Below are 19257 nucleotides of genomic sequence, written 5' to 3'. Positions count from 1 at the left end.
TTGACATTAGCGGAGCACTAAAATGATCCAAGAACAGACTATGCTGAACGTCGCCGACAACTCCGGTGCACGTCGCGTAATGTGTATCAAGGTTCTGGGTGGCTCGCACCGTCGCTACGCAGGCGTCGGCGATATCATCAAGATCACCATCAAGGAAGCAATTCCGCGTGGTAAGGTCAAAAAAGGTGATGTGCTGAAGGCGGTAGTGGTGCGCACCAAGAAGGGTGTTCGTCGCCCGGACGGTTCTGTCATTCGCTTCGATGGTAATGCATGCGTTATTTTAAACAATAACAGCGAGCAACCTATCGGTACGCGTATTTTTGGGCCGGTAACTCGTGAACTTCGTAACGAGAAGTTCATGAAAATTATCTCTCTGGCACCAGAAGTACTCTAAGGAGCGAATCATGGCAGCGAAGATCCGTCGTGATGACGAAGTTATCGTGTTAACCGGTAAAGATAAAGGTAAACGCGGTAAAGTTAAGAATGTCCTGTCTTCCGGCAAGGTCATTGTTGAAGGTATCAACCTGGTTAAGAAACATCAGAAGCCGGTTCCGGCCCTGAACCAACCAGGCGGCATCGTAGAGAAAGAAGCAGCTATTCAGATCTCTAACCTTGCTATCTTCAACGCGGCAACCGGCAAGGCTGACCGTGTAGGCTTTAGATTCGAAGACGGCAAAAAAGTCCGTTTCTTCAAATCTAACAGCGAAACTATCAAGTAATTTGGAGTAGTACGATGGCGAAACTGCATGATTACTACAAAGACGAAGTAGTCGCTAAACTCATGACTGAGTTTAACTACAATTCTGTCATGCAAGTCCCTCGGGTCGAGAAGATCACCCTGAACATGGGTGTTGGTGAAGCGATCGCTGACAAGAAACTGCTGGATAACGCAGCAGCTGACCTGACAGCAATCTCCGGTCAAAAACCGCTGATCACCAAAGCACGCAAATCAGTTGCAGGCTTCAAAATCCGTCAGGGCTATCCGATCGGCTGTAAAGTAACTCTGCGTGGCGAACGCATGTGGGAGTTCTTTGAGCGCCTGATCACTATTGCTGTTCCACGTATCCGTGACTTCCGTGGCTTGTCCGCTAAGTCTTTCGACGGTCGTGGTAACTACAGCATGGGTGTCCGTGAGCAGATCATCTTCCCAGAAATCGACTACGATAAAGTCGACCGCGTGCGTGGTTTGGATATTACCATTACCACTACTGCGAAATCTGATGAAGAAGGCCGTGCTCTGCTGGCTGCCTTTGACTTCCCGTTCCGCAAGTAAGGTAGGGTTACTGAATGGCTAAGCAATCAATGAAAGCACGCGAAGTAAAGCGCGTAGCTTTAGCTGATAAGTACTTCGCAAAACGCGCTGAACTGAAAGCTATTATCTCTGATGTGAACGCGACCGACGAAGATCGTTGGAACGCAGTTCTCAAGCTGCAGTCTCTGCCGCGTGATTCCAGCCCGTCCCGTCAGCGTAACCGCTGCCGTCAAACAGGTCGTCCGCATGGCTATGTGGGCAAGTTCGGGTTGAGCCGTATCAAACTGCGTGAAGCCGCCATGCGCGGTGAAGTACCAGGCTTGAAAAAGGCTAGCTGGTAATTACCAATTGAATCACGGGAGTAAAGACAGATGAGCATGCAAGATCCGATCGCGGATATGCTGACCCGTATCCGTAACGGTCAGGCCGCGAATAAAGCTGCGGTCACCATGCCTTCCTCCAAGCTGAAAGTGGCAATTGCCAACGTGCTGAAGGAAGAAGGTTTTATTGAAGATTTTAAAGTTGAAGGCGACACCAAGCCGGAACTGGAACTTACTCTCAAGTATTTCCAGGGTAAAGCTGTTGTAGAAAGCATTCAGCGTGTCAGTCGCCCAGGTCTGCGCATTTATAAGCGTAAAGACGAGCTGCCGAAAGTTATGGCTGGCATGGGTATCGCAGTTGTTTCTACCTCTAAAGGTGTTATGACTGATCGTGCAGCGCGCCAGGCTGGTCTTGGTGGCGAAATTATCTGCTACGTAGCCTAATCGGAGGAAAAAATGTCTCGTGTTGCTAAAGCACCGGTCGTTATTCCTGCCGGCGTTGATGTAAAAATCAACGGTCAGGTTATTACGATCAAAGGTAAAAACGGCGAGCTGACTCGTACTCTCAACGATGCTGTTGCAGTAAATCATGCAGATAATGCACTGACCTTCGGTCCGCGTGATGGTTACGCAGATGGATGGGCTCAGGCTGGTACCGCGCGTGCCCTGCTGAATGCAATGGTTGTCGGTGTTACCGAAGGCTTCACTAAGAAGCTTCAGCTGGTTGGTGTAGGTTATCGTGCAGCGGTTAAAGGGAATGTAGTAAACCTGGCTTTAGGTTTCTCTCACCCAGTTGACCATCAGCTGCCTGCGGGAATCACTGCAGAATGTCCGTCTCAGACTGAAATCGTGCTGAAAGGCGCTGATAAACAGCTGATCGGTCAGGTTGCAGCAGATCTGCGCGCCTACCGTCGTCCTGAGCCTTATAAAGGCAAGGGTGTTCGTTACGCCGACGAAGTCGTGCGTACCAAAGAGGCTAAGAAGAAGTAAGGTAACACTATGGATAAGAAATCTGCTCGTATCCGTCGTGCGACCCGCGCACGCCGCAAGCTCCAGGAGCTGGGTGCAACTCGCCTGGTGGTACATCGTACCCCGCGTCATATTTACGCACAGGTAATTGCACCGAACGGTTCTGAAGTTCTGGTAGCTGCTTCTACTGTAGAAAAAGCTATCGCTGAACAATTGAAGTACACCGGTAACAAAGACGCTGCTGCAGCTGTAGGTAAAGCTGTTGCTGAACGCGCTCTGGAAAAAGGCATCAAAGATGTTTCTTTTGACCGTTCCGGGTTCCAATATCATGGTCGTGTCCAGGCACTGGCAGATGCTGCCCGTGAAGCTGGCCTTCAGTTCTAAGGTAGAGGTGTAAGATGGCTCACATCGAAAAACAAGCTGGCGAACTGCAGGAAAAGCTGATCGCGGTTAACCGCGTATCTAAAACCGTTAAAGGTGGTCGTATTTTCTCCTTCACAGCTCTGACTGTAGTTGGTGATGGTAACGGTCGCGTTGGTTTTGGTTACGGTAAAGCGCGTGAAGTTCCAGCAGCGATCCAGAAAGCGATGGAAAAAGCCCGTCGCAATATGATTAACGTCGCGCTGAACCACGGCACCCTGCAGCACCCGGTTAAGGGTACTCACACGGGTTCTCGTGTATTCATGCAGCCGGCTTCCGAAGGTACCGGTATCATCGCCGGTGGTGCAATGCGCGCCGTTCTGGAAGTCGCTGGAGTTCGTAACGTTCTGGCTAAAGCGTATGGTTCTACTAACCCGATTAACGTGGTTCGTGCAACTATCGATGGCCTGGAAAATATGAAATCTCCGGAAATGGTCGCTGCCAAGCGTGGTAAATCCGTTGAAGAAATTCTGGGGAAATAAACCATGGCAAAGACTATTAAAATTACTCAAACCCGCAGTGCAATCGGTCGTCTGCCGAAACACAAGGCAACGCTGCTTGGCCTGGGTCTGCGTCGTATTGGTCACACCGTAGAGCGCGAGGATACTCCTGCTGTTCGTGGTATGGTCAACGCGGTTTCCTTCATGGTTAAAGTTGAGGAGTAAGAGATGCGTTTAAATACTCTGTCTCCGGCCGAAGGCTCTAAAAAAGCGGCTCGCCGCCTGGGTCGTGGTATCGGTTCTGGCCTCGGTAAAACCGGTGGTCGTGGTCACAAAGGTCAGAAGTCTCGTTCTGGCGGTGGCGTACGTCGCGGTTTCGAGGGTGGTCAGATGCCTCTGTACCGTCGTCTGCCGAAATTCGGCTTCACTTCACGTAAAGCAGCGATTACAGCCGAAGTTCGTCTGTCTGACCTGGCTAAAGTTGAAGGCGGTGTTGTAGACCTGAACACGCTGAAAGCAGCTAACATTATCGGTATCCAGATCGAGTTCGCGAAAGTGATCCTGGCTGGTGAAGTCACTACTCCGGTAACTGTTCGTGGCCTGCGTGTTACTAAAGGCGCTCGTGCTGCTATCGAAGCTGCTGGCGGTAAAATCGAGGAATAAGTAGCAGATGGCTAAACAACCGGGATTAGATTTTCAAAGTGCCAAAGGTGGCTTAGGCGAGCTGAAACGCAGACTGCTGTTTGTAATCGGCGCGCTGATTGTGTTCCGTATTGGCTCTTTCATTCCGATCCCTGGTATTGATGCCGCTGTACTTGCCAAACTGCTTGAGCAACAGCGAGGCACCATCATTGAAATGTTTAACATGTTCTCTGGTGGTGCTCTCAGCCGTGCTTCTATCTTTGCTCTGGGGATCATGCCGTATATTTCGGCGTCGATCATTATCCAGCTGCTGACGGTGGTTCATCCAACGCTGGCAGAAATTAAGAAAGAAGGGGAGTCTGGTCGTCGTAAGATCAGCCAGTACACCCGCTACGGTACTCTGGTGCTGGCAATATTCCAGTCGATCGGTATTGCTACCGGTCTGCCGAATATGCCTGGTATGCAGGGCCTGGTGATGAACCCAGGCTTTGCATTCTATTTCACCGCTGTTGTAAGTCTGGTTACAGGGACGATGTTCCTGATGTGGTTGGGTGAACAGATTACTGAACGTGGTATCGGCAACGGTATCTCAATCATTATCTTCGCCGGTATTGTAGCGGGACTCCCGCCAGCCATTGCCCATACTATCGAGCAAGCGCGTCAAGGCGACCTGCACTTCCTCGTGTTGCTGTTGGTTGCAGTATTAGTATTCGCAGTGACGTTCTTTGTTGTATTTGTTGAGCGTGGTCAACGCCGCATTGTGGTAAACTACGCGAAACGTCAGCAAGGTCGTCGTGTCTATGCTGCACAGAGCACACATTTACCGCTGAAAGTGAATATGGCGGGGGTAATCCCGGCAATCTTCGCTTCCAGTATTATTCTGTTCCCGGCGACCATCGCGTCATGGTTCGGGGGCGGGACTGGTTGGAACTGGCTGACAACAATTTCGCTGTATTTGCAGCCTGGGCAACCGCTTTATGTGTTACTCTATGCGTCTGCAATCATATTCTTCTGTTTCTTCTACACGGCGTTGGTTTTCAACCCGCGTGAAACAGCAGATAACCTGAAGAAGTCCGGTGCATTTGTACCAGGAATTCGTCCGGGAGAGCAAACGGCGAAGTATATCGATAAAGTAATGACCCGCCTGACTTTGGTTGGTGCGCTCTACATTACCTTTATCTGCCTGATCCCGGAGTTCATGCGTGATGCAATGAAAGTACCGTTCTACTTCGGTGGGACCTCACTGCTTATCGTTGTTGTCGTGATTATGGACTTTATGGCTCAAGTGCAAACTCTGATGATGTCAAGTCAGTACGAGTCTGCATTGAAGAAGGCGAATCTGAAAGGCTACGGCCGTTAACAGTCGCCCGAGAAGTTACGGAGAGTAAAAATGAAAGTTCGTGCTTCCGTCAAGAAATTATGCCGTAACTGCAAAATCGTTAAGCGTGATGGTGTCATCCGTGTGATTTGCAGTGCCGAGCCGAAGCATAAACAGCGCCAAGGCTGATTTATTCGCATATTTTTCTTGCAAAGTTGGGTTGAGCTGGCTAGATTAGCCAGCCAATCTTTTGTATGTCTGTGCGTTTCCATTTGAGTATCCTGAAAACGGGCTTTTCAGCATGGTGCGTACATATTAAATAGTAGGAGTGCATAGTGGCCCGTATAGCAGGCATTAACATTCCTGATCAGAAACATGCTGTGATCGCATTAACTTCGATCTACGGCGTCGGCAAGACCCGTTCTAAAGCCATTCTGGCTGCCGCGGGTATCGCTGAAGATGTTAAGATCAGTGAGCTGTCTGAAGAACAAATCGACACGCTGCGTGACGAAGTTGCCAAATTTGTCGTTGAAGGTGATCTGCGCCGTGAAGTTAGCATGAGCATCAAGCGCCTTATGGACCTTGGTTGCTATCGCGGTTTGCGTCATCGTCGTGGTCTCCCGGTTCGCGGTCAGCGTACCAAGACCAACGCACGTACCCGTAAGGGTCCGCGCAAACCGATCAAGAAATAATCGGGGTGATTGAATAATGGCAAAGGCACCAATTCGTGCACGTAAACGTGTAAGAAAACAAGTCTCTGACGGCGTGGCTCATATCCATGCTTCTTTTAACAACACCATCGTTACCATTACTGATCGTCAGGGTAACGCACTGGGTTGGGCAACAGCCGGTGGTTCCGGTTTCCGTGGTTCTCGCAAATCCACTCCGTTTGCAGCTCAGGTTGCAGCAGAGCGTTGCGCTGAAGCCGTAAAAGAATACGGTATCAAGAATCTGGAAGTTATGGTCAAAGGACCGGGTCCAGGTCGCGAATCTACTGTTCGTGCTCTGAACGCCGCTGGTTTCCGCATCACTAATATTACTGATGTGACTCCGATCCCTCATAACGGTTGTCGTCCGCCGAAAAAACGTCGCGTATAACGCTGTCGTTTCTAGGATTGTTGGAGAAAGAAAATGGCAAGATATTTGGGTCCTAAGCTCAAGCTGAGCCGTCGTGAGGGCACTGACTTATTCCTTAAGTCTGGCGTTCGCGCGATCGATACCAAGTGTAAAATTGAACAAGCTCCTGGCCAGCACGGTGCGCGTAAACCGCGTCTGTCTGACTATGGTGTGCAGTTGCGTGAAAAGCAAAAAGTTCGCCGTATCTACGGTGTGCTGGAGCGTCAGTTCCGTAACTACTACAAAGAAGCAGCACGTCTGAAAGGCAACACCGGTGAAAACCTGTTGGGTCTGCTGGAAGGTCGTCTGGACAACGTTGTATACCGTATGGGCTTCGGTGCCACTCGTGCAGAAGCACGTCAGCTGGTCAGCCATAAAGCAATTATGGTAAACGGTCGTGTTGTTAACATCGCTTCTTATCAGGTTAGTCCGAATGACGTTGTTAGCATTCGTGAGAAAGCGAAGAAGCAGTCTCGCGTGAAAGCCGCTCTGGAGCTGGCTGAGCAGCGTGAAAAGCCAACCTGGCTGGAAGTTGATGCTGGCAAGATGGAAGGTACGTTCAAGCGTAAGCCGGAGCGTTCTGATCTGTCTGCGGACATTAACGAACACCTGATCGTCGAGCTTTACTCCAAGTAAAGCTTAGTACCAAAGAGAGGACACAATGCAGGGTTCTGTGACAGAGTTTCTAAAACCGCGCCTGGTAGATATCGAGCAAGTGAGTTCGACGCACGCCAAGGTGACCCTTGAGCCTTTAGAGCGTGGCTTTGGCCATACTTTGGGTAACGCACTGCGCCGTATTCTGCTCTCATCGATGCCGGGTTGCGCGGTGACCGAGGTTGAGATTGATGGTGTACTACATGAGTACAGCACCAAAGAAGGCGTTCAGGAAGATATCCTGGAAATCCTGCTCAACCTGAAAGGGCTGGCGGTGAGAGTTCAGGGTAAAGATGATGTTATTCTTACCTTGAATAAATCTGGCATTGGCCCTGTGACTGCAGCCGACATTACCCATGATGGTGATGTCGAAATCGTCAAGCCACAGCACGTGATCTGCCACCTGACCGATGAGAATGCATCTATTAGCATGCGTATCAAAGTTCAGCGCGGTCGTGGTTATGTGCCGGCTTCTACCCGAATTCATTCGGAAGAAGATGAGCGCCCAATCGGCCGTCTGCTGGTCGACGCATGCTACAGCCCTGTAGAGCGTATTGCCTACAATGTTGAAGCAGCGCGTGTAGAACAGCGTACCGACCTGGACAAGCTGGTCATCGAAATGGAAACCAACGGCACAATCGATCCTGAAGAGGCGATTCGTCGTGCGGCTACCATTCTGGCTGAACAACTGGAAGCTTTCGTTGATTTACGTGATGTACGTCAGCCGGAAGTTAAAGAAGAGAAACCAGAATTCGATCCGATCCTGCTGCGCCCTGTTGACGATCTGGAATTGACTGTCCGCTCTGCTAACTGCCTCAAAGCAGAAGCTATCCACTATATCGGTGATCTGGTACAGCGTACTGAGGTTGAGCTTCTTAAGACGCCTAACCTTGGTAAAAAATCTCTTACCGAGATTAAAGACGTGCTGGCTTCCCGTGGACTGTCTCTGGGCATGCGCCTGGAAAACTGGCCACCGGCAAGCATCGCTGACGAGTAACCGGATCACAGGTTAAGGTTTTACTGAGAAGGATAAGGTCATGCGCCATCGTAAGAGTGGTCGTCAACTGAACCGCAACAGCAGCCATCGCCAGGCTATGTTCCGCAATATGGCAGGTTCACTGGTTCGTCATGAAATCATCAAGACGACTCTGCCGAAAGCGAAAGAGCTGCGTCGCGTAGTTGAGCCGCTGATTACTCTTGCCAAGACTGATAGCGTAGCTAATCGTCGTCTGGCATTCGCCCGTACTCGTGATAACGAGATCGTGGCAAAACTGTTTAACGAACTGGGCCCGCGTTTCGCGAGCCGCGCCGGTGGTTACACTCGCATTCTGAAGTGTGGTTTCCGTGCAGGCGACAACGCGCCGATGGCATACATCGAGCTGGTTGATCGTTCAGAGAAAACAGAAGCTGCTGCAGAGTAATCTGTAGTAACGTAAAAAAACCCGCCTCGGCGGGTTTTTTTATATCCGTCATATCCCCACTTATCTACAATATCTGTACTCTTTTTGTTCATCCCCTGGAGTGTTGTATGTGGTTACTGGACCAGTGGGCAGAGCGCCATATTATTGATGCACAATCTAAAGGTGAGTTTGATGATTTACCGGGAACGGGCGAACCGCTGACTCTTGACGATGACACCCATGTCCCTCCTGAACTCCGAGCCGGATACCGTTTATTAAAAAATGCAGGTTGCCTTCCTCCTGAGCTCGAGCAACGCAGAGAAGCAATACAGCTGCTTGAAATACTCGCGGGGATCCGCAAAGATGATCCAAGCTATCCGGAGGTGAGCCGAAGACTGTCGCTGCTGGAACTTAAACTTCGGCAGGCTGGACTCAGCACCGAGTTTTTGCGCGGTGAGTACGCAGATAAGCTGCTAAAAAAGATCAACGATGAATAGCGGAGAGAGCATGTACCGAATTGGTGAAATAGCGAAACTGGCTGACGTGACGCCAGATACTATCCGCTATTATGAAAAGCAGCAAATGATGGAGCATGAAGTGCGTACTGAAGGCGGATTTCGCCTCTATACAGAAAGCGATCTTCAGCGCCTGAAGTTTATTCGTTATGCCCGCCAGCTTGGTTTCACTCTGGAGTCGATCCGCGAATTGCTTTCGATCCGTGTTGATCCCGAACACCATACCTGTCAGGAATCAAAAGGGATCGTCCAGGAAAGACTGCAAGAAGTCGAAGCACGTATTGCCGAACTTCAGACGATGCAGCGGTCTCTGCAGCGATTGAATGATGCATGCTGCGGCAAGGCACACAGCAGCGTGTACTGCTCTATTCTTGAAGCTCTAGAGCAAGGCGCCAGTGGAACAACATCAGGCTGTTGATTTCTTGAACTGCCGGGTCTACACTCCCGGCTTAAATTACCTCAAACTGGAGATATTATGAGTCGTTATCAGCACACCAAAGGGCAGATAAAGGACAACGCCATTGAGGCGCTTCTGCATGACCCACTGTTCAGACAGCGCGTTGAGAAAAATAAGAAAGGGAAAGGAAGTTATCTACGTAAAGGTAAACATGGCAATCGGGGTAACTGGGAGGCCAGTGGCAAGAAAGTAATTAACTTTTTTACCACTGGCCTTCTTGTTTCCGTGAGTGCTTAAGAGCGGTTATTCTGTTCTTTCAGCAGGTCACGAATTTCGCTCAGTAATACTTCTTCTTTTGATGGGGCTGGCGGTGCTGCCGGCTCCTCCGCTTTTTTACGGTTCAGTTTGTTGATCAGTTTGATTGCCATAAAGATAGCAAACGCAACAATAATGAAATCGAAGACATTCTGAATAAATACACCGTAATGCATGACCACGGCAGGGATGTCTCCCTGTGCATCACGTAGCGTTAAAGCAAACTGTTTAAAATCAATTCCACCAATTAACAACCCCAGTGGCGGCATGATGATATCGGCAACCAGTGATGAAACAATCTTACCGAATGCCGCACCAATAATGACACCCACTGCCAAATCGACAACATTCCCGCGCATCGCGAATTCGCGAAACTCTTTAATAATGCTCATTTTATTCTCCCTATGCAGCTGACGTTTATAAGTTTAACAAATGTTTAGGCAATTTCCATTTATGTATTGCCGAAAGGAAAATTTATTAGACCATGAAATATAAAGGGAAATAAAAAGGGCGCTGTATTAGCGCCCAAATTATTACAGGAAGAAAGGACTTGGCTGGAATAGTCTCTCGACGTCGGTAATAAACTTTTTATCTGTCAGGAACATAATTACGTGATCGCCCTGCTCAATGCGCAGGTTATCGTTGGCAATCATCACATCGTTACCACGCACAACGGCGCCAATAATGGTTCCAGGGGGAAGTTTAATTTCATCAATTGAACGTCCCACCACCCGAGATGTTGTTTCATCCCCGTGTGCGACGGCTTCAATGGCTTCCGCGACGCCACGGCGTAGTGAAGAAACGCCGACAATGTCAGCTTTACGTACGTGACTGAGCAACGCGGAGATGGTCGCCTGCTGCGGTGAAATAGCAATATCGATCACGCTACCTTGCACCAGATCGACGTATGCTCTGCGTTGGATTAACACCATCACTTTCTTGGCACCCATCCGTTTGGCAAGCATCGCCGACATGATATTCGCTTCATCATCGTTGGTCACTGCGATGAACAGATCAACTTGATCGATATGTTCTTCGGCCAGTAACTCTTGATCCGAAGCATCACCAAAAAAGACGATCGTATTTTGCAGTTTCTCTGCAAGTTCGGATGCTCGCTGTTGATTACGTTCGATCAGTTTGACGCTGTAATCTTTTTCCAGACGACGTGCAAGACCCGCTCCGATATTACCGCCGCCTACTAACATAATGCGTTTGTACGGTTTTTCCAGACGTTGCAGTTCACTCATTACGGCGCGAATATGCTGTGATGCCGCAATAAAGAAGACTTCATCACCCGCTTCAACGATCGTAGAACCTTGTGGACGGATTGGTCGATCATGACGGAAAATCGCCGCAACACGGGTATCGATGTGCGGCATATGTTCACGCATTGTTGACAGCGCATTACCGATAAGCGGCCCGCCGTAATAGGCTTTTACTACTGCCAGACTGACTTTACCTTCGGCAAAATTCACCACCTGCAATGCACCCGGATATTCAATCAGTCGATAAATGCTATCGATAACCAGTTGCTCCGGCGCAATCAGGTGATCGATAGGTACCGCATCGGATTGGAATAGCTTGTCCGCATCACGAACATAATCCGGTGAACGAATACGGGCGATGCGATTAGGCGTATTAAACAGTGAATAAGCTACCTGGCAGGCAACCATATTTGTTTCATCTGAGCTGGTTACGGCAACCAGCATATCGGCATCGTCGGCCCCAGCTTCACGCAGTACGCGTGGATGTGAACCGTGCCCTTGCACGACGCGGAGATCAAACTTGTCCTGCAGGCTGCGCAGACGTTCACCATTGGTATCGACTACCGTGATATCGTTGTTCTCTCCGACCAGGTTTTCAGCCAGCGTACCGCCAACTTGCCCTGCGCCCAGAATGATAATTTTCATCAGTCGCGACCCGTTATCTCATCACTTTTTGATTAGCTTAGCGTAAAAGAAGCCATCGCCATCTTCCACACCCGGTAAATTCTGACGTCCGGGTTTTTCCGGCGTACCGGTTTCGCTTAATACCGCATCCGGCGTGCGTGCCAGGAAGGCGGTAATTTGCTGCTGGTTTTCTTCTGGCAGGATAGAGCACGTTGCATAAACCAGCGTGCCGCCAGGTTTAAGATGTAACCAGGTTGCATTCAGGATCTCGGCCTGCAGCTGCGCAAGTTCGGCAATATCCCGGTCGCGACGCAGCCATTTGATGTCTGGATGGCGACGAATAACCCCGGTGGCAGAACACGGAGCATCCAGCAAAATACGGTCAAACTGTTTTTCGCCACACCATTGTTGTGGATATCGACCATCACCCTGTTTTACGGTTGCCTTCATGCCCAGACGTTTCAGATTGTCGTAAACGCGCGATAAGCGTTTTTCATCCACATCGACGGCCATTACGTTAGCTTGCGGAGCAACTTCCAGAATGTGCGTCGTTTTACCGCCCGGCGCGCAGCACAGGTCGAGGATCTGTTCACCGTTCTCCGGCAACAGATAAGTTACACATCCTTGAGCTGAAGCATCCTGGACGGTTACCCAGCCTTCATCAAAGCCTGGGAGGGCGTGTACAGGAGCCGGCGTTTCCAGACGCACTGCATCCGGATAATCCGGATGTGGGAAGCCGGTTAATCCTGCTTCGCTAAGCAGGTCCAGCCAGGCGTCGCGCGTATGGTGATTACGATTGACGCGTAGCCACATCGGCGGTCGCTGGTTATTGGCTTCAAGAATAGCTTCCCACTGCTGCGGATATGCACTTTTAATACGTTTCACCAGCCAGGAGGGGTGTAAGAAGCGCAAATCGCTTTGCGCAAACTCGGCCAGCAGTTCATCCTGACGGCGTTGAAACTGGCGCAACACGCCGTTGATCAGCCCTTTCAGTTGCGGACGCTTTATGACAACCGCGCCTTCTACTGTCTCAGCCAGCGCGGCGTGTGCTGGAATACGAGTATGCAGAAGTTGGTAGAAGCCCACCATGATCAGGTAGTGTACGGTGCGCTGTTTGCCCGTCATTGGACGTTCCATCAACTGCTGGATCATCCACTCCAGTTGGGAGAGAGTGCGCAATACGCCGAAGCAAAGTTCCTGCAACAGCGCTTTGTCTTTATCAGCAACTTTTTGCTGCATAGCGGGCAGCACGTTGCTTAATGACTGTCCTTTTTCGACAACCTGTTCGACGGCCTGGGCCGCCATACTGCGTAAATTAAGATGTTTTTTCATAAGCGCAAAAATAAAAATGCCCGGAAACACCGGGCTTAAAGAGAAGAACCGTCAGACCAGACGGTTACCGGGTACAAACCATTCCCGGCGTGAATTAAGCAGATCTTGCGCGCTCATGGCTTTTTTACCGGCAGGCTGCAAAGAGACGAGATTCAGGATGCCGTCGCCCGTTGCGACCTGAATACCCTGCTTTGTTGCCTCCAGAATGGTGCCTGGCGCAGCCTGGGTGTTTTCCGCAATAACCGAAGCTTGCCAGACTTTCACTGGTTGACCGTCGATTTCAAGCCAGCTCATTGGCCATGGGTTAAAGGCGCGGATGCAGCGTTCCAATTGAGCAGCCGAAAGCGACCAGTCGATACGGGCCTCTTCTTTGCTGAGTTTTTCTGCATGCGTAACCAGTGATTCATCTTGTACCACCGGGTTTATTGTGCCGGCAGCCAGCTGTTTTAGCGTTTCAATCAGCCCCTGCGGTCCCAAATCTGCCAGCTTATCGTATAACGAACCGCTGGTATCTTCCGCCGTAATCGGGCAAGACAGCTTAAGCAGCATATCTCCGGTGTCGAGGCCAACATCCATCTGCATGATGGTTACACCTGTTTCGGTGTCACCTGCCCACAGTGAGCGCTGGATCGGTGCTGCACCACGCCAGCGTGGAAGCAGGGAGCCGTGAACGTTGATACAACCCAGACGCGGCATTTCCAGTACGGTTTTTGGCAGAATCAGGCCATATGCCACCACCACCATCACGTCTGCGCGTAAATCAGCAACCAGCTGCTGGTTTTCCTGAGGGCGAAGAGAGACAGGTTGGAAAACCGGTATCCCTTTTTCTTCCGCCAGCACTTTGACCGGGCTGGGCATCAGCTTTTTACCGCGTCCCGCCGGGCGGTCCGGTTGGGTAAACACGCCAACGACGTTGTGTCCAGAAGACAACAGCGCGTCGAGATGACGCGCTGCAAAGTCAGGTGTACCCGCAAAAATAATACGTAGTGAGTCTGACACGTTGATTCTTGTCCTTAAGCTCGGGCGTTCAGGCGGTCGAGTTTTTCAACTTTCTGACGAATGCGTTGTTGCTTCAACGGAGACAGATAATCGATAAACAGTTTACCGACCAGGTGATCCATTTCATGTTGAATGCAGATAGCCAGCAGGCCATCGGCTTCCAGTTCAAAAGATTTGCCGTTGCGATCGAGCGCACGAATTTTTACTTTCTCTGCGCGTGGTACTAACGCACGCTGTTCAGGAATCGACAGGCAGCCTTCTTCAATACCGGTTTCGCCGTCTTTTTCCAGCAGCTCTGGGTTAATGAGAACCAACTGCTCGTCGCGGTTTTCAGAGACATCAATAACGATGATGCGCTGATGAATATCGACCTGTGTTGCTGCCAGACCGATACCTTCTTCGGCATACATCGTTTCGAACATATCATCAACGATGCGCTGAATTTCTGCATTCACTTCTTCGACCGGTTTTGCGACTTTGCGAAGGCGCTCGTCCGGAATATGTAACACTTGCAAAACTGACATAGTTATCCAGAGTTGTGTTCAGGAGTTGAAAAGATTATTACCTCTATTCTAGACAAAACCCCCTCTGATTGACAGCATCAGTGACCAATCGCAAAGATTGCCAGGACTGCTTGTGGCAGGGGGGGGACAAGGATGACCCAAATCGAAATTTGGCTACGTTTAGCGCAAGTGAATGAACTGTATGGTGATGAGATGGTGCGCATTGCCCACTGGCTCAATACTCAACCGTCGATTAGCAACGCGGTACTCCTGCAGGCAGGATTCTCTCCACGCCAGGCAAGGCGCTTTTTAACCTTTTCGGATCTGACGCTGGAAAAAACGCTGCGCTGGCTTGAACAGCCTAACCACCATTTTGTGGTTGCAGACAGTGAGCATTACCCGCCACAGCTCCGTGCGATTGAGGATTATCCTGGGGTGCTTTTTGTCGCAGGAAATCCCGCATGTCTTCGCTCATTCCAGGTGGCCGTTGTCGGCAGCAGACAGCACTCCTGGTATGGCGAACGCTGGGGTCGATTGTTTTGTGAAAAGCTTGCTGCATGTGGTGTGACGATCACCAGCGGTCTGGCCCGGGGAATTGATGGTGTGGCACACAGTGCTGCGATAAACCGACAAGGCACAAGTATTGCAGTGCTGGGAAATGGACTTGAGACCATTCACCCACGACAGCATATCCGTCTTGCTCAGCGACTGATTGAGGCAGGTGGTGCACTGGTGTCTGAGTTCCCATTAGATACGCTCCCTTTGCCACGCAATTTTCCCCGACGAAATCGCATTATCAGTGGTCTAAGTAAAGGTGTACTGGTCGTCGAAGCTGCACAGCGTAGCGGGTCACTGGTTACTGCTCGCTGTACACTGGAACAAGGGCGGGAGGTGTTTGCTTTGCCAGGGCCGATTGGGAGCCCGGGAAGTGAAGGCCCGCATTGGCTAATTCAGCAGGGAGCCATGCTTGTGACGACACCAGAGGAAATTCTTGAAAATTTGCAATATGGGCTGCAATGGTTGCCAGATGAACCTGAAAAATCAATTTATTCGCCAGATCACGAAGAGGTGGCATTGCCATTTCCGGAGCTCCTGGCTAACGTAGGAGATGAGGTAACACCTGTTGACGTCGTCGCTGAACGTGCCGGCCAACCTGTGCCAGAGGTAGTGGCTCAACTGCTCGAACTGGAGTTAGCAGGGTGGATCGCAGCTGTACCCGGCGGCTATGTCCGATTGAGGAGGGCATGCCATGTTCGACGTACTAATGTATTTGTTTGAGACATATATCCATAACGAAGCTGAGCTGCGTGTGGATCAGGACAAACTGGAACGGGATCTTACCGACGCTGGTTTTGATCGTGAAGACATTTACAACGCGTTACTTTGGCTGGAAAAGCTTGCTGACTATCAGGATGGCCTTGCTGAACCTATGCAACTGGCATCTGACCCTCTTTCTATACGTATTTATACTGCGGAAGAGTGCGATCGGCTGGATGCAAGCTGTAGAGGATTCCTGCTATTCCTGGAGCAGATTCAGGTGCTAAACCTCGAAACGCGAGAAATGGTCATTGAGCGTGTACTCGCGCTGGATACGGCAGAGTTCGATCTGGAAGACCTGAAGTGGGTAATCCTGATGGTGCTATTCAACATTCCAGGTTGTGAAAATGCCTATCAGCAAATGGAAGAATTACTCTTTGAAGTGAATGAAGGTATGCTGCATTAATCAATCTTCATTCAGTATGAGTTGTTATGGCTAAATCAGCACTGTTCACGGTGCGTAAAAATGAGCCCTGCCCACAATGCGGGGCTGAATTGGTTATTCGTTCCGGGAAACACGGTCCGTTTCTCGGTTGTTCACACTATCCAGAATGCGATTACATCCGTCCGCTGAAATCTTCCGCGGACGGACATATTGTCAAAGTTCTGGAGGGTAAGCTTTGTCCTGCATGTGGCGCTGAGCTGGTGCTGAGACAGGGACGATTCGGTATGTTCATTGGATGCAGTGACTATCCTGCGTGCGAGCACACCGAGCTCATCGACAAGCCTGATGAAACAGCAATAGTCTGTCCTCAATGCCAGACTGGTCATCTTGTCCAGCGGCGTTCCCGTTATGGCAAAACCTTCTACTCCTGCGATCGCTATCCGGAGTGCCAGTTTGTCATTAACTTCAAACCGTTATCCGGAGAATGTCCTGAGTGTCATTATCCGCTTCTCATCGAAAAGAAAACCGCACAGGGTGTGAAGCATTTCTGTGCCAGTAAACAATGTGGAAAGCCGATTTCGGTGGAATAAAAAAGTGAATAATAACCTGCCCACAGACGCTATCGCTGCGGCGATAGCGGTTCTGAAACAAGAAAAAGTCATCGCCTATCCAACTGAAGCTGTTTTCGGTGTCGGTTGCGATCCCGACAGCGAAACGGCTGTTACCCGTCTGTTAGAGTTAAAACAACGCCCAGTCGATAAAGGTTTAATTTTGATTGCGGCAAGCTTTGACCAGCTAAAACCCTATATCGACGATAGCATGCTCACCGAGACCCAACGTGAGGCTGTGTTCGCCCGCTGGCCTGGGCCTGTTACTTTCGTTTTCCCGGCGCCCGCGACTACGCCTCGTTGGTTGACCGGTCGTTTTGACTCGCTGGCCGTGCGTGTCACCGATCATCCGCTGGTGGTTGCATTGTGCCAGGCTTATGGCAAACCATTAGTCTCTACCAGTGCTAATCTGAGTGGCTTACCGCCTTGCAGAACGGTTGAGGAAGTCCGTGCGCAGTTTGGTACAGACTTTCCTGTGGTTGAGGGGGAGACCGGGGGCCGTTTGAATCCTTCAGAGATCCGTGATGCTCTGACGGGTGAACAGTTTCGACAGGGGTAATATGAAAGAAGCCTATGCTGTTTTTGGTAATCCGATAGCGCACAGTAAATCGCCCTTTATTCATCAGCAATTTGCAGAGCAGTTGAAGATTGATCATTCCTATGGGCGTGTACTGGCGCCCATCAATGATTTTGTGAATACGCTGAACGCTTTTTTTGCTGAGGGCGGGAAAGGGGCAAATGTCACTGTGCCTTTTAAAGAAGAGGCGTTTGCACGTGCTGATGAACTAACGGAGCGGGCATCGCTTGCTGGAGCGGTCAACACCCTTAAACGGCTGGAGGATGGGCGTTTACTGGGAGACAACACGGATGGTATCGGCTTATTAAGCGATCTTGAGCGTTTATCTTTCATTCATCCCGGATCGCGAGTTCTGCTGATTGGTGCGGGTGGTGCATCCCGTGGAGTTTTATTACCTCTTCTTTCTATGGATTGTGCGGTGACTATTGTTAACCGTACCGCTTCGCGCGCTGAAGAACTGGCACAAATCTTCTCCCACACCGGCAGCGTGCAGGCGGTGGGAATGGACGATCTTGATAATTGCAGTTTTGATTTGATCATCAATGCCACATCCAGCGGAATGAGCGGTGAGATACCAGCTATTCCAGCATCTCTTATCCACCCTTCGGTCTATTGTTATGACATGTTTTATCAGAAAGGGAACACACCGTTTCTTTCCTGGTGTGTTTCGCATGGGGCGAAACATTATGCCGATGGCCTGGGGATGCTGGTGGGGCAGGCTGCGCATGCAGTTTTACTTTGGCATGGCGTTTTGCCACAGGTGGAGCCTGTCATAAAAAGCATGCAACAGGAATTGTCGGCATGAATCAGGCGATCCAGTTTCCCGATCGGGAAGAATGGTGCACGGATGTTAACGCCGTTGTGTTTCCAGTGATGGTTCATGGTATGCAGTTAACATGTGCCATATCTGGAGAGATTATGGCGTCCCGCTTTGGCGGCGACACGCCTGAGCAGTGGTTGGAAATATTTCAACAGCATCGCTGGGATCTGGAAGAAGAAGCTGAAGCATTGATCCAGGCCCAGCAGGAAGATGCTCAAGGTTGGGTGTGGTTACTCTGACTTAAATACTCGTCTTTCCACTTAACATAGTTGTTAGCTGAATATTGTAAGCCTGCTTTCTCTTCATCGCTTAATGGACGGATTTGCTTAACCGGGCTTCCCAGGTACAGATATCCGCTTTCCAGGCGCTTGTTTTGTGGAACCAGGCTACCAGCCCCAATCATAACGTCGTCTTCTACGACTACGCCATCCAGCAGAATCGATCCCATGCCGACTAATACACGGTTGCCAATGATACAGCCGTGTAGCATGACTTTATGACCAACCGTAACGTCCTCACCCACGATCAGTGGATTACCCTGCGGATTAGACGTGGATTTATGCGTGACATGGAGAACGCTGCCGTCCTGGATGTTTGTACGGGCACCAATTTGTACATAGTTAACGTCGCCACGAATGGCAACCAGTGGCCAAATTCCGACATCATCAGCTAAACGAGCATCACCAATGACGACACTACTGGTGTCGATCATCACGCGATTTCCGATCTGTGGGAAAAGATCCTTATAAGGACGCAGTACATCAGACATGTTTACCTCAACGAAAATAGAGCAGTAATGAAGACTTTGGTTGGATTATTGAGACTGTGCAAGTGGTTTAGCTATCAAAAATCAGTCAAATTGCGCAGGAATGTAGCGAAAGGAGTGAAAAACAAGCATTCAGAAAAAAAGATCCAAAAAATACTTGTGCTAAAAAATGGGATCCCTATAATGCGCCTCCATCGACACGGCGGATGTGAATCACTTCACGCAAACAGCCGGTTCGGTTGAAGAGAAAAACCTGAAAATGAGGGTTGACTCTGAAAGAGGAAAGCGTAATATACGCCACCT

The 19257-nt window shown here is 50.1% G+C and carries 32 protein-coding genes; 26 read left to right on the top strand and 6 right to left on the bottom strand.

The window, feature by feature from the left end:
- The first annotated feature begins 22 nt into the window (after positions 1 to 22).
- The 20 genes from rplN to arfA all read left to right on the top strand — a co-directional run bounded on the left by rplN (position 23) and on the right by arfA (position 9740).
- Complete coding sequence (gene rplN / locus OGV74_RS03370) at positions 23 to 394, top strand: 50S ribosomal protein L14 (RefSeq protein WP_000613954.1); 372 nt, start codon at positions 23 to 25, stop codon at positions 392 to 394.
- A gap of 10 nt (positions 395 to 404) precedes the next feature.
- On the top strand, positions 405 to 719 hold the full coding sequence (gene rplX / locus OGV74_RS03365) for a 50S ribosomal protein L24 (protein ID WP_003031122.1): 315 nt from the start codon (positions 405 to 407) through the stop codon (positions 717 to 719).
- A gap of 14 nt (positions 720 to 733) precedes the next feature.
- Complete coding sequence (gene rplE / locus OGV74_RS03360) at positions 734 to 1273, top strand: 50S ribosomal protein L5 (protein WP_003031123.1); 540 nt, start codon at positions 734 to 736, stop codon at positions 1271 to 1273.
- 14 nt (positions 1274 to 1287) lie between these two features.
- Positions 1288 to 1593 (top strand): 30S ribosomal protein S14, encoded by a 306-nt coding sequence (gene rpsN, locus OGV74_RS03355; protein ID WP_003031125.1) that lies wholly within the window; start codon positions 1288 to 1290, stop codon positions 1591 to 1593.
- Between the two features lie 30 nt (positions 1594 to 1623).
- The gene (gene rpsH / locus OGV74_RS03350) at positions 1624 to 2016 is read left to right on the top strand and encodes a 30S ribosomal protein S8 (protein WP_003031127.1); all 393 of its coding nucleotides are present in this window, start codon (positions 1624 to 1626) and stop codon (positions 2014 to 2016) included.
- A 12-nt stretch (positions 2017 to 2028) separates the two neighbouring features.
- On the top strand, positions 2029 to 2562 hold the full coding sequence (gene rplF, locus OGV74_RS03345) for a 50S ribosomal protein L6 (RefSeq protein WP_003031129.1): 534 nt from the start codon (positions 2029 to 2031) through the stop codon (positions 2560 to 2562).
- A gap of 9 nt (positions 2563 to 2571) precedes the next feature.
- Complete coding sequence (gene rplR / locus OGV74_RS03340) at positions 2572 to 2925, top strand: 50S ribosomal protein L18 (protein ID WP_000358960.1); 354 nt, start codon at positions 2572 to 2574, stop codon at positions 2923 to 2925.
- 14 nt (positions 2926 to 2939) lie between these two features.
- Positions 2940 to 3443: a 30S ribosomal protein S5 gene (gene rpsE, locus OGV74_RS03335; RefSeq protein WP_003031131.1), complete on the top strand. Its 504-nt coding sequence runs from the start codon at positions 2940 to 2942 to the stop codon at positions 3441 to 3443.
- A gap of 3 nt (positions 3444 to 3446) precedes the next feature.
- Entirely contained in the window at positions 3447 to 3626 is a 180-nt protein-coding gene (gene rpmD, locus OGV74_RS03330) for a 50S ribosomal protein L30 (RefSeq protein ID WP_001140434.1), read from the top strand.
- 3 nt (positions 3627 to 3629) lie between these two features.
- A complete protein-coding gene (gene rplO / locus OGV74_RS03325) occupies positions 3630 to 4064 on the top strand; it encodes a 50S ribosomal protein L15 (protein ID WP_003031132.1) in 435 nt (144 codons plus the stop codon).
- Positions 4065 to 4071: 7 nt separating this feature from the next.
- Positions 4072 to 5403, top strand: coding sequence for a preprotein translocase subunit SecY (gene secY, locus OGV74_RS03320; protein ID WP_001118864.1), 1332 nt, complete (start codon positions 4072 to 4074; stop codon positions 5401 to 5403).
- 30 nt (positions 5404 to 5433) lie between these two features.
- Positions 5434 to 5550, top strand: coding sequence for a 50S ribosomal protein L36 (rpmJ, locus tag OGV74_RS03315; protein WP_000868187.1), 117 nt, complete (start codon positions 5434 to 5436; stop codon positions 5548 to 5550).
- 146 nt (positions 5551 to 5696) lie between these two features.
- Positions 5697 to 6053, top strand: coding sequence for a 30S ribosomal protein S13 (gene rpsM / locus OGV74_RS03310; RefSeq protein WP_003031135.1), 357 nt, complete (start codon positions 5697 to 5699; stop codon positions 6051 to 6053).
- Between the two features lie 16 nt (positions 6054 to 6069).
- Entirely contained in the window at positions 6070 to 6459 is a 390-nt protein-coding gene (gene rpsK / locus OGV74_RS03305) for a 30S ribosomal protein S11 (RefSeq protein WP_003031137.1), read from the top strand.
- Positions 6460 to 6492: 33 nt separating this feature from the next.
- Positions 6493 to 7113 (top strand): 30S ribosomal protein S4, encoded by a 621-nt coding sequence (gene rpsD / locus OGV74_RS03300; protein ID WP_003031138.1) that lies wholly within the window; start codon positions 6493 to 6495, stop codon positions 7111 to 7113.
- Positions 7114 to 7138: 25 nt separating this feature from the next.
- The gene (locus OGV74_RS03295; protein ID WP_003031139.1) at positions 7139 to 8128 is read left to right on the top strand and encodes a DNA-directed RNA polymerase subunit alpha; all 990 of its coding nucleotides are present in this window, start codon (positions 7139 to 7141) and stop codon (positions 8126 to 8128) included.
- 40 nt (positions 8129 to 8168) lie between these two features.
- Entirely contained in the window at positions 8169 to 8552 is a 384-nt protein-coding gene (gene rplQ / locus OGV74_RS03290; RefSeq protein ID WP_001216370.1) for a 50S ribosomal protein L17, read from the top strand.
- A gap of 107 nt (positions 8553 to 8659) precedes the next feature.
- Positions 8660 to 9028 (top strand): DnaJ family domain-containing protein, encoded by a 369-nt coding sequence (locus OGV74_RS03285; protein WP_086504623.1) that lies wholly within the window; start codon positions 8660 to 8662, stop codon positions 9026 to 9028.
- Positions 9029 to 9038: 10 nt separating this feature from the next.
- Complete coding sequence (zntR, locus tag OGV74_RS03280) at positions 9039 to 9464, top strand: Zn(2+)-responsive transcriptional regulator (protein ID WP_003031145.1); 426 nt, start codon at positions 9039 to 9041, stop codon at positions 9462 to 9464.
- 57 nt (positions 9465 to 9521) lie between these two features.
- Positions 9522 to 9740 (top strand): alternative ribosome-rescue factor ArfA, encoded by a 219-nt coding sequence (gene arfA, locus OGV74_RS03275; RefSeq protein ID WP_003828276.1) that lies wholly within the window; start codon positions 9522 to 9524, stop codon positions 9738 to 9740.
- Here the strand turns inward: arfA and mscL are convergent.
- The 5 genes from mscL to def all read right to left on the bottom strand — a co-directional run bounded on the left by mscL (position 9737) and on the right by def (position 14502).
- Positions 9737 to 10150, bottom strand: a complete 414-nt coding sequence (mscL, locus tag OGV74_RS03270; RefSeq protein ID WP_003031152.1) for a large-conductance mechanosensitive channel protein MscL — start codon at positions 10148 to 10150, stop codon at positions 9737 to 9739. The two genes, arfA and mscL, sit on opposite strands and share 4 nt — an antisense overlap.
- Positions 10151 to 10291: 141 nt before the next feature.
- The gene (gene trkA / locus OGV74_RS03265) at positions 10292 to 11668 is read right to left on the bottom strand and encodes a Trk system potassium transporter TrkA (RefSeq protein WP_003031153.1); all 1377 of its coding nucleotides are present in this window, start codon (positions 11666 to 11668) and stop codon (positions 10292 to 10294) included.
- Positions 11669 to 11689: 21 nt separating this feature from the next.
- The gene (rsmB, locus tag OGV74_RS03260; RefSeq protein ID WP_086504976.1) at positions 11690 to 12979 is read right to left on the bottom strand and encodes a 16S rRNA (cytosine(967)-C(5))-methyltransferase RsmB; all 1290 of its coding nucleotides are present in this window, start codon (positions 12977 to 12979) and stop codon (positions 11690 to 11692) included.
- Positions 12980 to 13030: 51 nt separating this feature from the next.
- A complete protein-coding gene (gene fmt / locus OGV74_RS03255; RefSeq protein ID WP_071697082.1) occupies positions 13031 to 13978 on the bottom strand; it encodes a methionyl-tRNA formyltransferase in 948 nt (315 codons plus the stop codon).
- Positions 13979 to 13992: 14 nt separating this feature from the next.
- Positions 13993 to 14502: a peptide deformylase gene (gene def, locus OGV74_RS03250; protein WP_003031159.1), complete on the bottom strand. Its 510-nt coding sequence runs from the start codon at positions 14500 to 14502 to the stop codon at positions 13993 to 13995.
- A gap of 132 nt (positions 14503 to 14634) precedes the next feature.
- Between def and dprA the strand changes: the two genes are divergently transcribed.
- The 6 genes from dprA to OGV74_RS03220 are packed head-to-tail and all read left to right on the top strand — an operon-like array spanning position 14635 to position 18427.
- Positions 14635 to 15759, top strand: a complete 1125-nt coding sequence (gene dprA, locus OGV74_RS03245) for a DNA-protecting protein DprA (RefSeq protein WP_286520320.1) — start codon at positions 14635 to 14637, stop codon at positions 15757 to 15759.
- On the top strand, positions 15731 to 16204 hold the full coding sequence (smg, locus tag OGV74_RS03240) for a DUF494 family protein Smg (protein WP_003031162.1): 474 nt from the start codon (positions 15731 to 15733) through the stop codon (positions 16202 to 16204). The genes dprA and smg overlap by 29 nt, the downstream gene beginning before the upstream one ends.
- Before the next feature lie 26 nt (positions 16205 to 16230).
- Complete coding sequence (locus OGV74_RS03235) at positions 16231 to 16773, top strand: DNA topoisomerase family protein (RefSeq protein ID WP_086504622.1); 543 nt, start codon at positions 16231 to 16233, stop codon at positions 16771 to 16773.
- 4 nt (positions 16774 to 16777) lie between these two features.
- On the top strand, positions 16778 to 17350 hold the full coding sequence (tsaC, locus tag OGV74_RS03230) for an L-threonylcarbamoyladenylate synthase type 1 TsaC (RefSeq protein WP_086504621.1): 573 nt from the start codon (positions 16778 to 16780) through the stop codon (positions 17348 to 17350).
- 1 nt (position 17351) lies between these two features.
- Positions 17352 to 18173 carry a shikimate dehydrogenase gene (gene aroE / locus OGV74_RS03225; RefSeq protein ID WP_032938694.1) on the top strand — a complete coding sequence of 274 codons (822 nt, stop codon included), beginning with the start codon at positions 17352 to 17354 and terminating at the stop codon, positions 18171 to 18173.
- Positions 18170 to 18427 carry a DUF1488 family protein gene (locus OGV74_RS03220; protein ID WP_086504620.1) on the top strand — a complete coding sequence of 86 codons (258 nt, stop codon included), beginning with the start codon at positions 18170 to 18172 and terminating at the stop codon, positions 18425 to 18427. Before aroE ends, OGV74_RS03220 begins: the two co-directional genes overlap by 4 nt.
- Here OGV74_RS03220 and OGV74_RS03215 read toward each other — a convergent pair.
- Complete coding sequence (locus OGV74_RS03215; protein WP_003031171.1) at positions 18403 to 18957, bottom strand: gamma carbonic anhydrase family protein; 555 nt, start codon at positions 18955 to 18957, stop codon at positions 18403 to 18405. The genes OGV74_RS03220 and OGV74_RS03215 overlap by 25 nt on opposite strands.
- Positions 18958 to 19257 lie beyond the last annotated feature (300 nt).

This window comes from Citrobacter sp. Cf116 (assembly GCF_030336505.1).
Lineage (GTDB): Bacteria > Pseudomonadota > Gammaproteobacteria > Enterobacterales > Enterobacteriaceae > Citrobacter > Citrobacter freundii.
Note: the sequence above shows the minus strand (reverse complement) of the source record. Positions and strands in the feature narration are given on the sequence as shown.

Bases quoted from the DNA above. Each gene is read 5' to 3' on its own strand.
- OGV74_RS03295 (WP_003031139.1), top strand. From the start codon at position 7,139: ATGCAGGGTTCTGTGACAGAGTTTCTAAAACCGCGCCTGGTAGATATC.
- aroE (WP_032938694.1), top strand. From the start codon at position 17,352: ATGAAAGAAGCCTATGCTGTTTTTGGTAATCCGATAGCGCACAGTAAA.
- rplO (WP_003031132.1), top strand. From the start codon at position 3,630: ATGCGTTTAAATACTCTGTCTCCGGCCGAAGGCTCTAAAAAAGCGGCT.
- smg (WP_003031162.1), top strand. From the start codon at position 15,731: ATGTTCGACGTACTAATGTATTTGTTTGAGACATATATCCATAACGAA.
- rplN (WP_000613954.1), top strand. From the start codon at position 23: ATGATCCAAGAACAGACTATGCTGAACGTCGCCGACAACTCCGGTGCA.
- secY (WP_001118864.1), top strand. From the start codon at position 4,072: ATGGCTAAACAACCGGGATTAGATTTTCAAAGTGCCAAAGGTGGCTTA.
- rpsH (WP_003031127.1), top strand. From the start codon at position 1,624: ATGAGCATGCAAGATCCGATCGCGGATATGCTGACCCGTATCCGTAAC.
- rpsD (WP_003031138.1), top strand. From the start codon at position 6,493: ATGGCAAGATATTTGGGTCCTAAGCTCAAGCTGAGCCGTCGTGAGGGC.
- def (WP_003031159.1), bottom strand. From the start codon at position 14,502: ATGTCAGTTTTGCAAGTGTTACATATTCCGGACGAGCGCCTTCGCAAA.
- OGV74_RS03220 (WP_086504620.1), top strand. From the start codon at position 18,170: ATGAATCAGGCGATCCAGTTTCCCGATCGGGAAGAATGGTGCACGGAT.
- arfA (WP_003828276.1), top strand. From the start codon at position 9,522: ATGAGTCGTTATCAGCACACCAAAGGGCAGATAAAGGACAACGCCATT.
- rpmJ (WP_000868187.1), top strand. From the start codon at position 5,434: ATGAAAGTTCGTGCTTCCGTCAAGAAATTATGCCGTAACTGCAAAATC.
- zntR (WP_003031145.1), top strand. From the start codon at position 9,039: ATGTACCGAATTGGTGAAATAGCGAAACTGGCTGACGTGACGCCAGAT.
- rpmD (WP_001140434.1), top strand. From the start codon at position 3,447: ATGGCAAAGACTATTAAAATTACTCAAACCCGCAGTGCAATCGGTCGT.
- rpsE (WP_003031131.1), top strand. From the start codon at position 2,940: ATGGCTCACATCGAAAAACAAGCTGGCGAACTGCAGGAAAAGCTGATC.
- rplF (WP_003031129.1), top strand. From the start codon at position 2,029: ATGTCTCGTGTTGCTAAAGCACCGGTCGTTATTCCTGCCGGCGTTGAT.
- dprA (WP_286520320.1), top strand. From the start codon at position 14,635: ATGACCCAAATCGAAATTTGGCTACGTTTAGCGCAAGTGAATGAACTG.
- OGV74_RS03215 (WP_003031171.1), bottom strand. From the start codon at position 18,957: ATGTCTGATGTACTGCGTCCTTATAAGGATCTTTTCCCACAGATCGGA.
- OGV74_RS03235 (WP_086504622.1), top strand. From the start codon at position 16,231: ATGGCTAAATCAGCACTGTTCACGGTGCGTAAAAATGAGCCCTGCCCA.
- rpsN (WP_003031125.1), top strand. From the start codon at position 1,288: ATGGCTAAGCAATCAATGAAAGCACGCGAAGTAAAGCGCGTAGCTTTA.
- OGV74_RS03285 (WP_086504623.1), top strand. From the start codon at position 8,660: ATGTGGTTACTGGACCAGTGGGCAGAGCGCCATATTATTGATGCACAA.
- rsmB (WP_086504976.1), bottom strand. From the start codon at position 12,979: ATGAAAAAACATCTTAATTTACGCAGTATGGCGGCCCAGGCCGTCGAA.
- trkA (WP_003031153.1), bottom strand. From the start codon at position 11,668: ATGAAAATTATCATTCTGGGCGCAGGGCAAGTTGGCGGTACGCTGGCT.
- rplQ (WP_001216370.1), top strand. From the start codon at position 8,169: ATGCGCCATCGTAAGAGTGGTCGTCAACTGAACCGCAACAGCAGCCAT.
- rpsK (WP_003031137.1), top strand. From the start codon at position 6,070: ATGGCAAAGGCACCAATTCGTGCACGTAAACGTGTAAGAAAACAAGTC.
- mscL (WP_003031152.1), bottom strand. From the start codon at position 10,150: ATGAGCATTATTAAAGAGTTTCGCGAATTCGCGATGCGCGGGAATGTT.
- rplX (WP_003031122.1), top strand. From the start codon at position 405: ATGGCAGCGAAGATCCGTCGTGATGACGAAGTTATCGTGTTAACCGGT.
- rplE (WP_003031123.1), top strand. From the start codon at position 734: ATGGCGAAACTGCATGATTACTACAAAGACGAAGTAGTCGCTAAACTC.
- rplR (WP_000358960.1), top strand. From the start codon at position 2,572: ATGGATAAGAAATCTGCTCGTATCCGTCGTGCGACCCGCGCACGCCGC.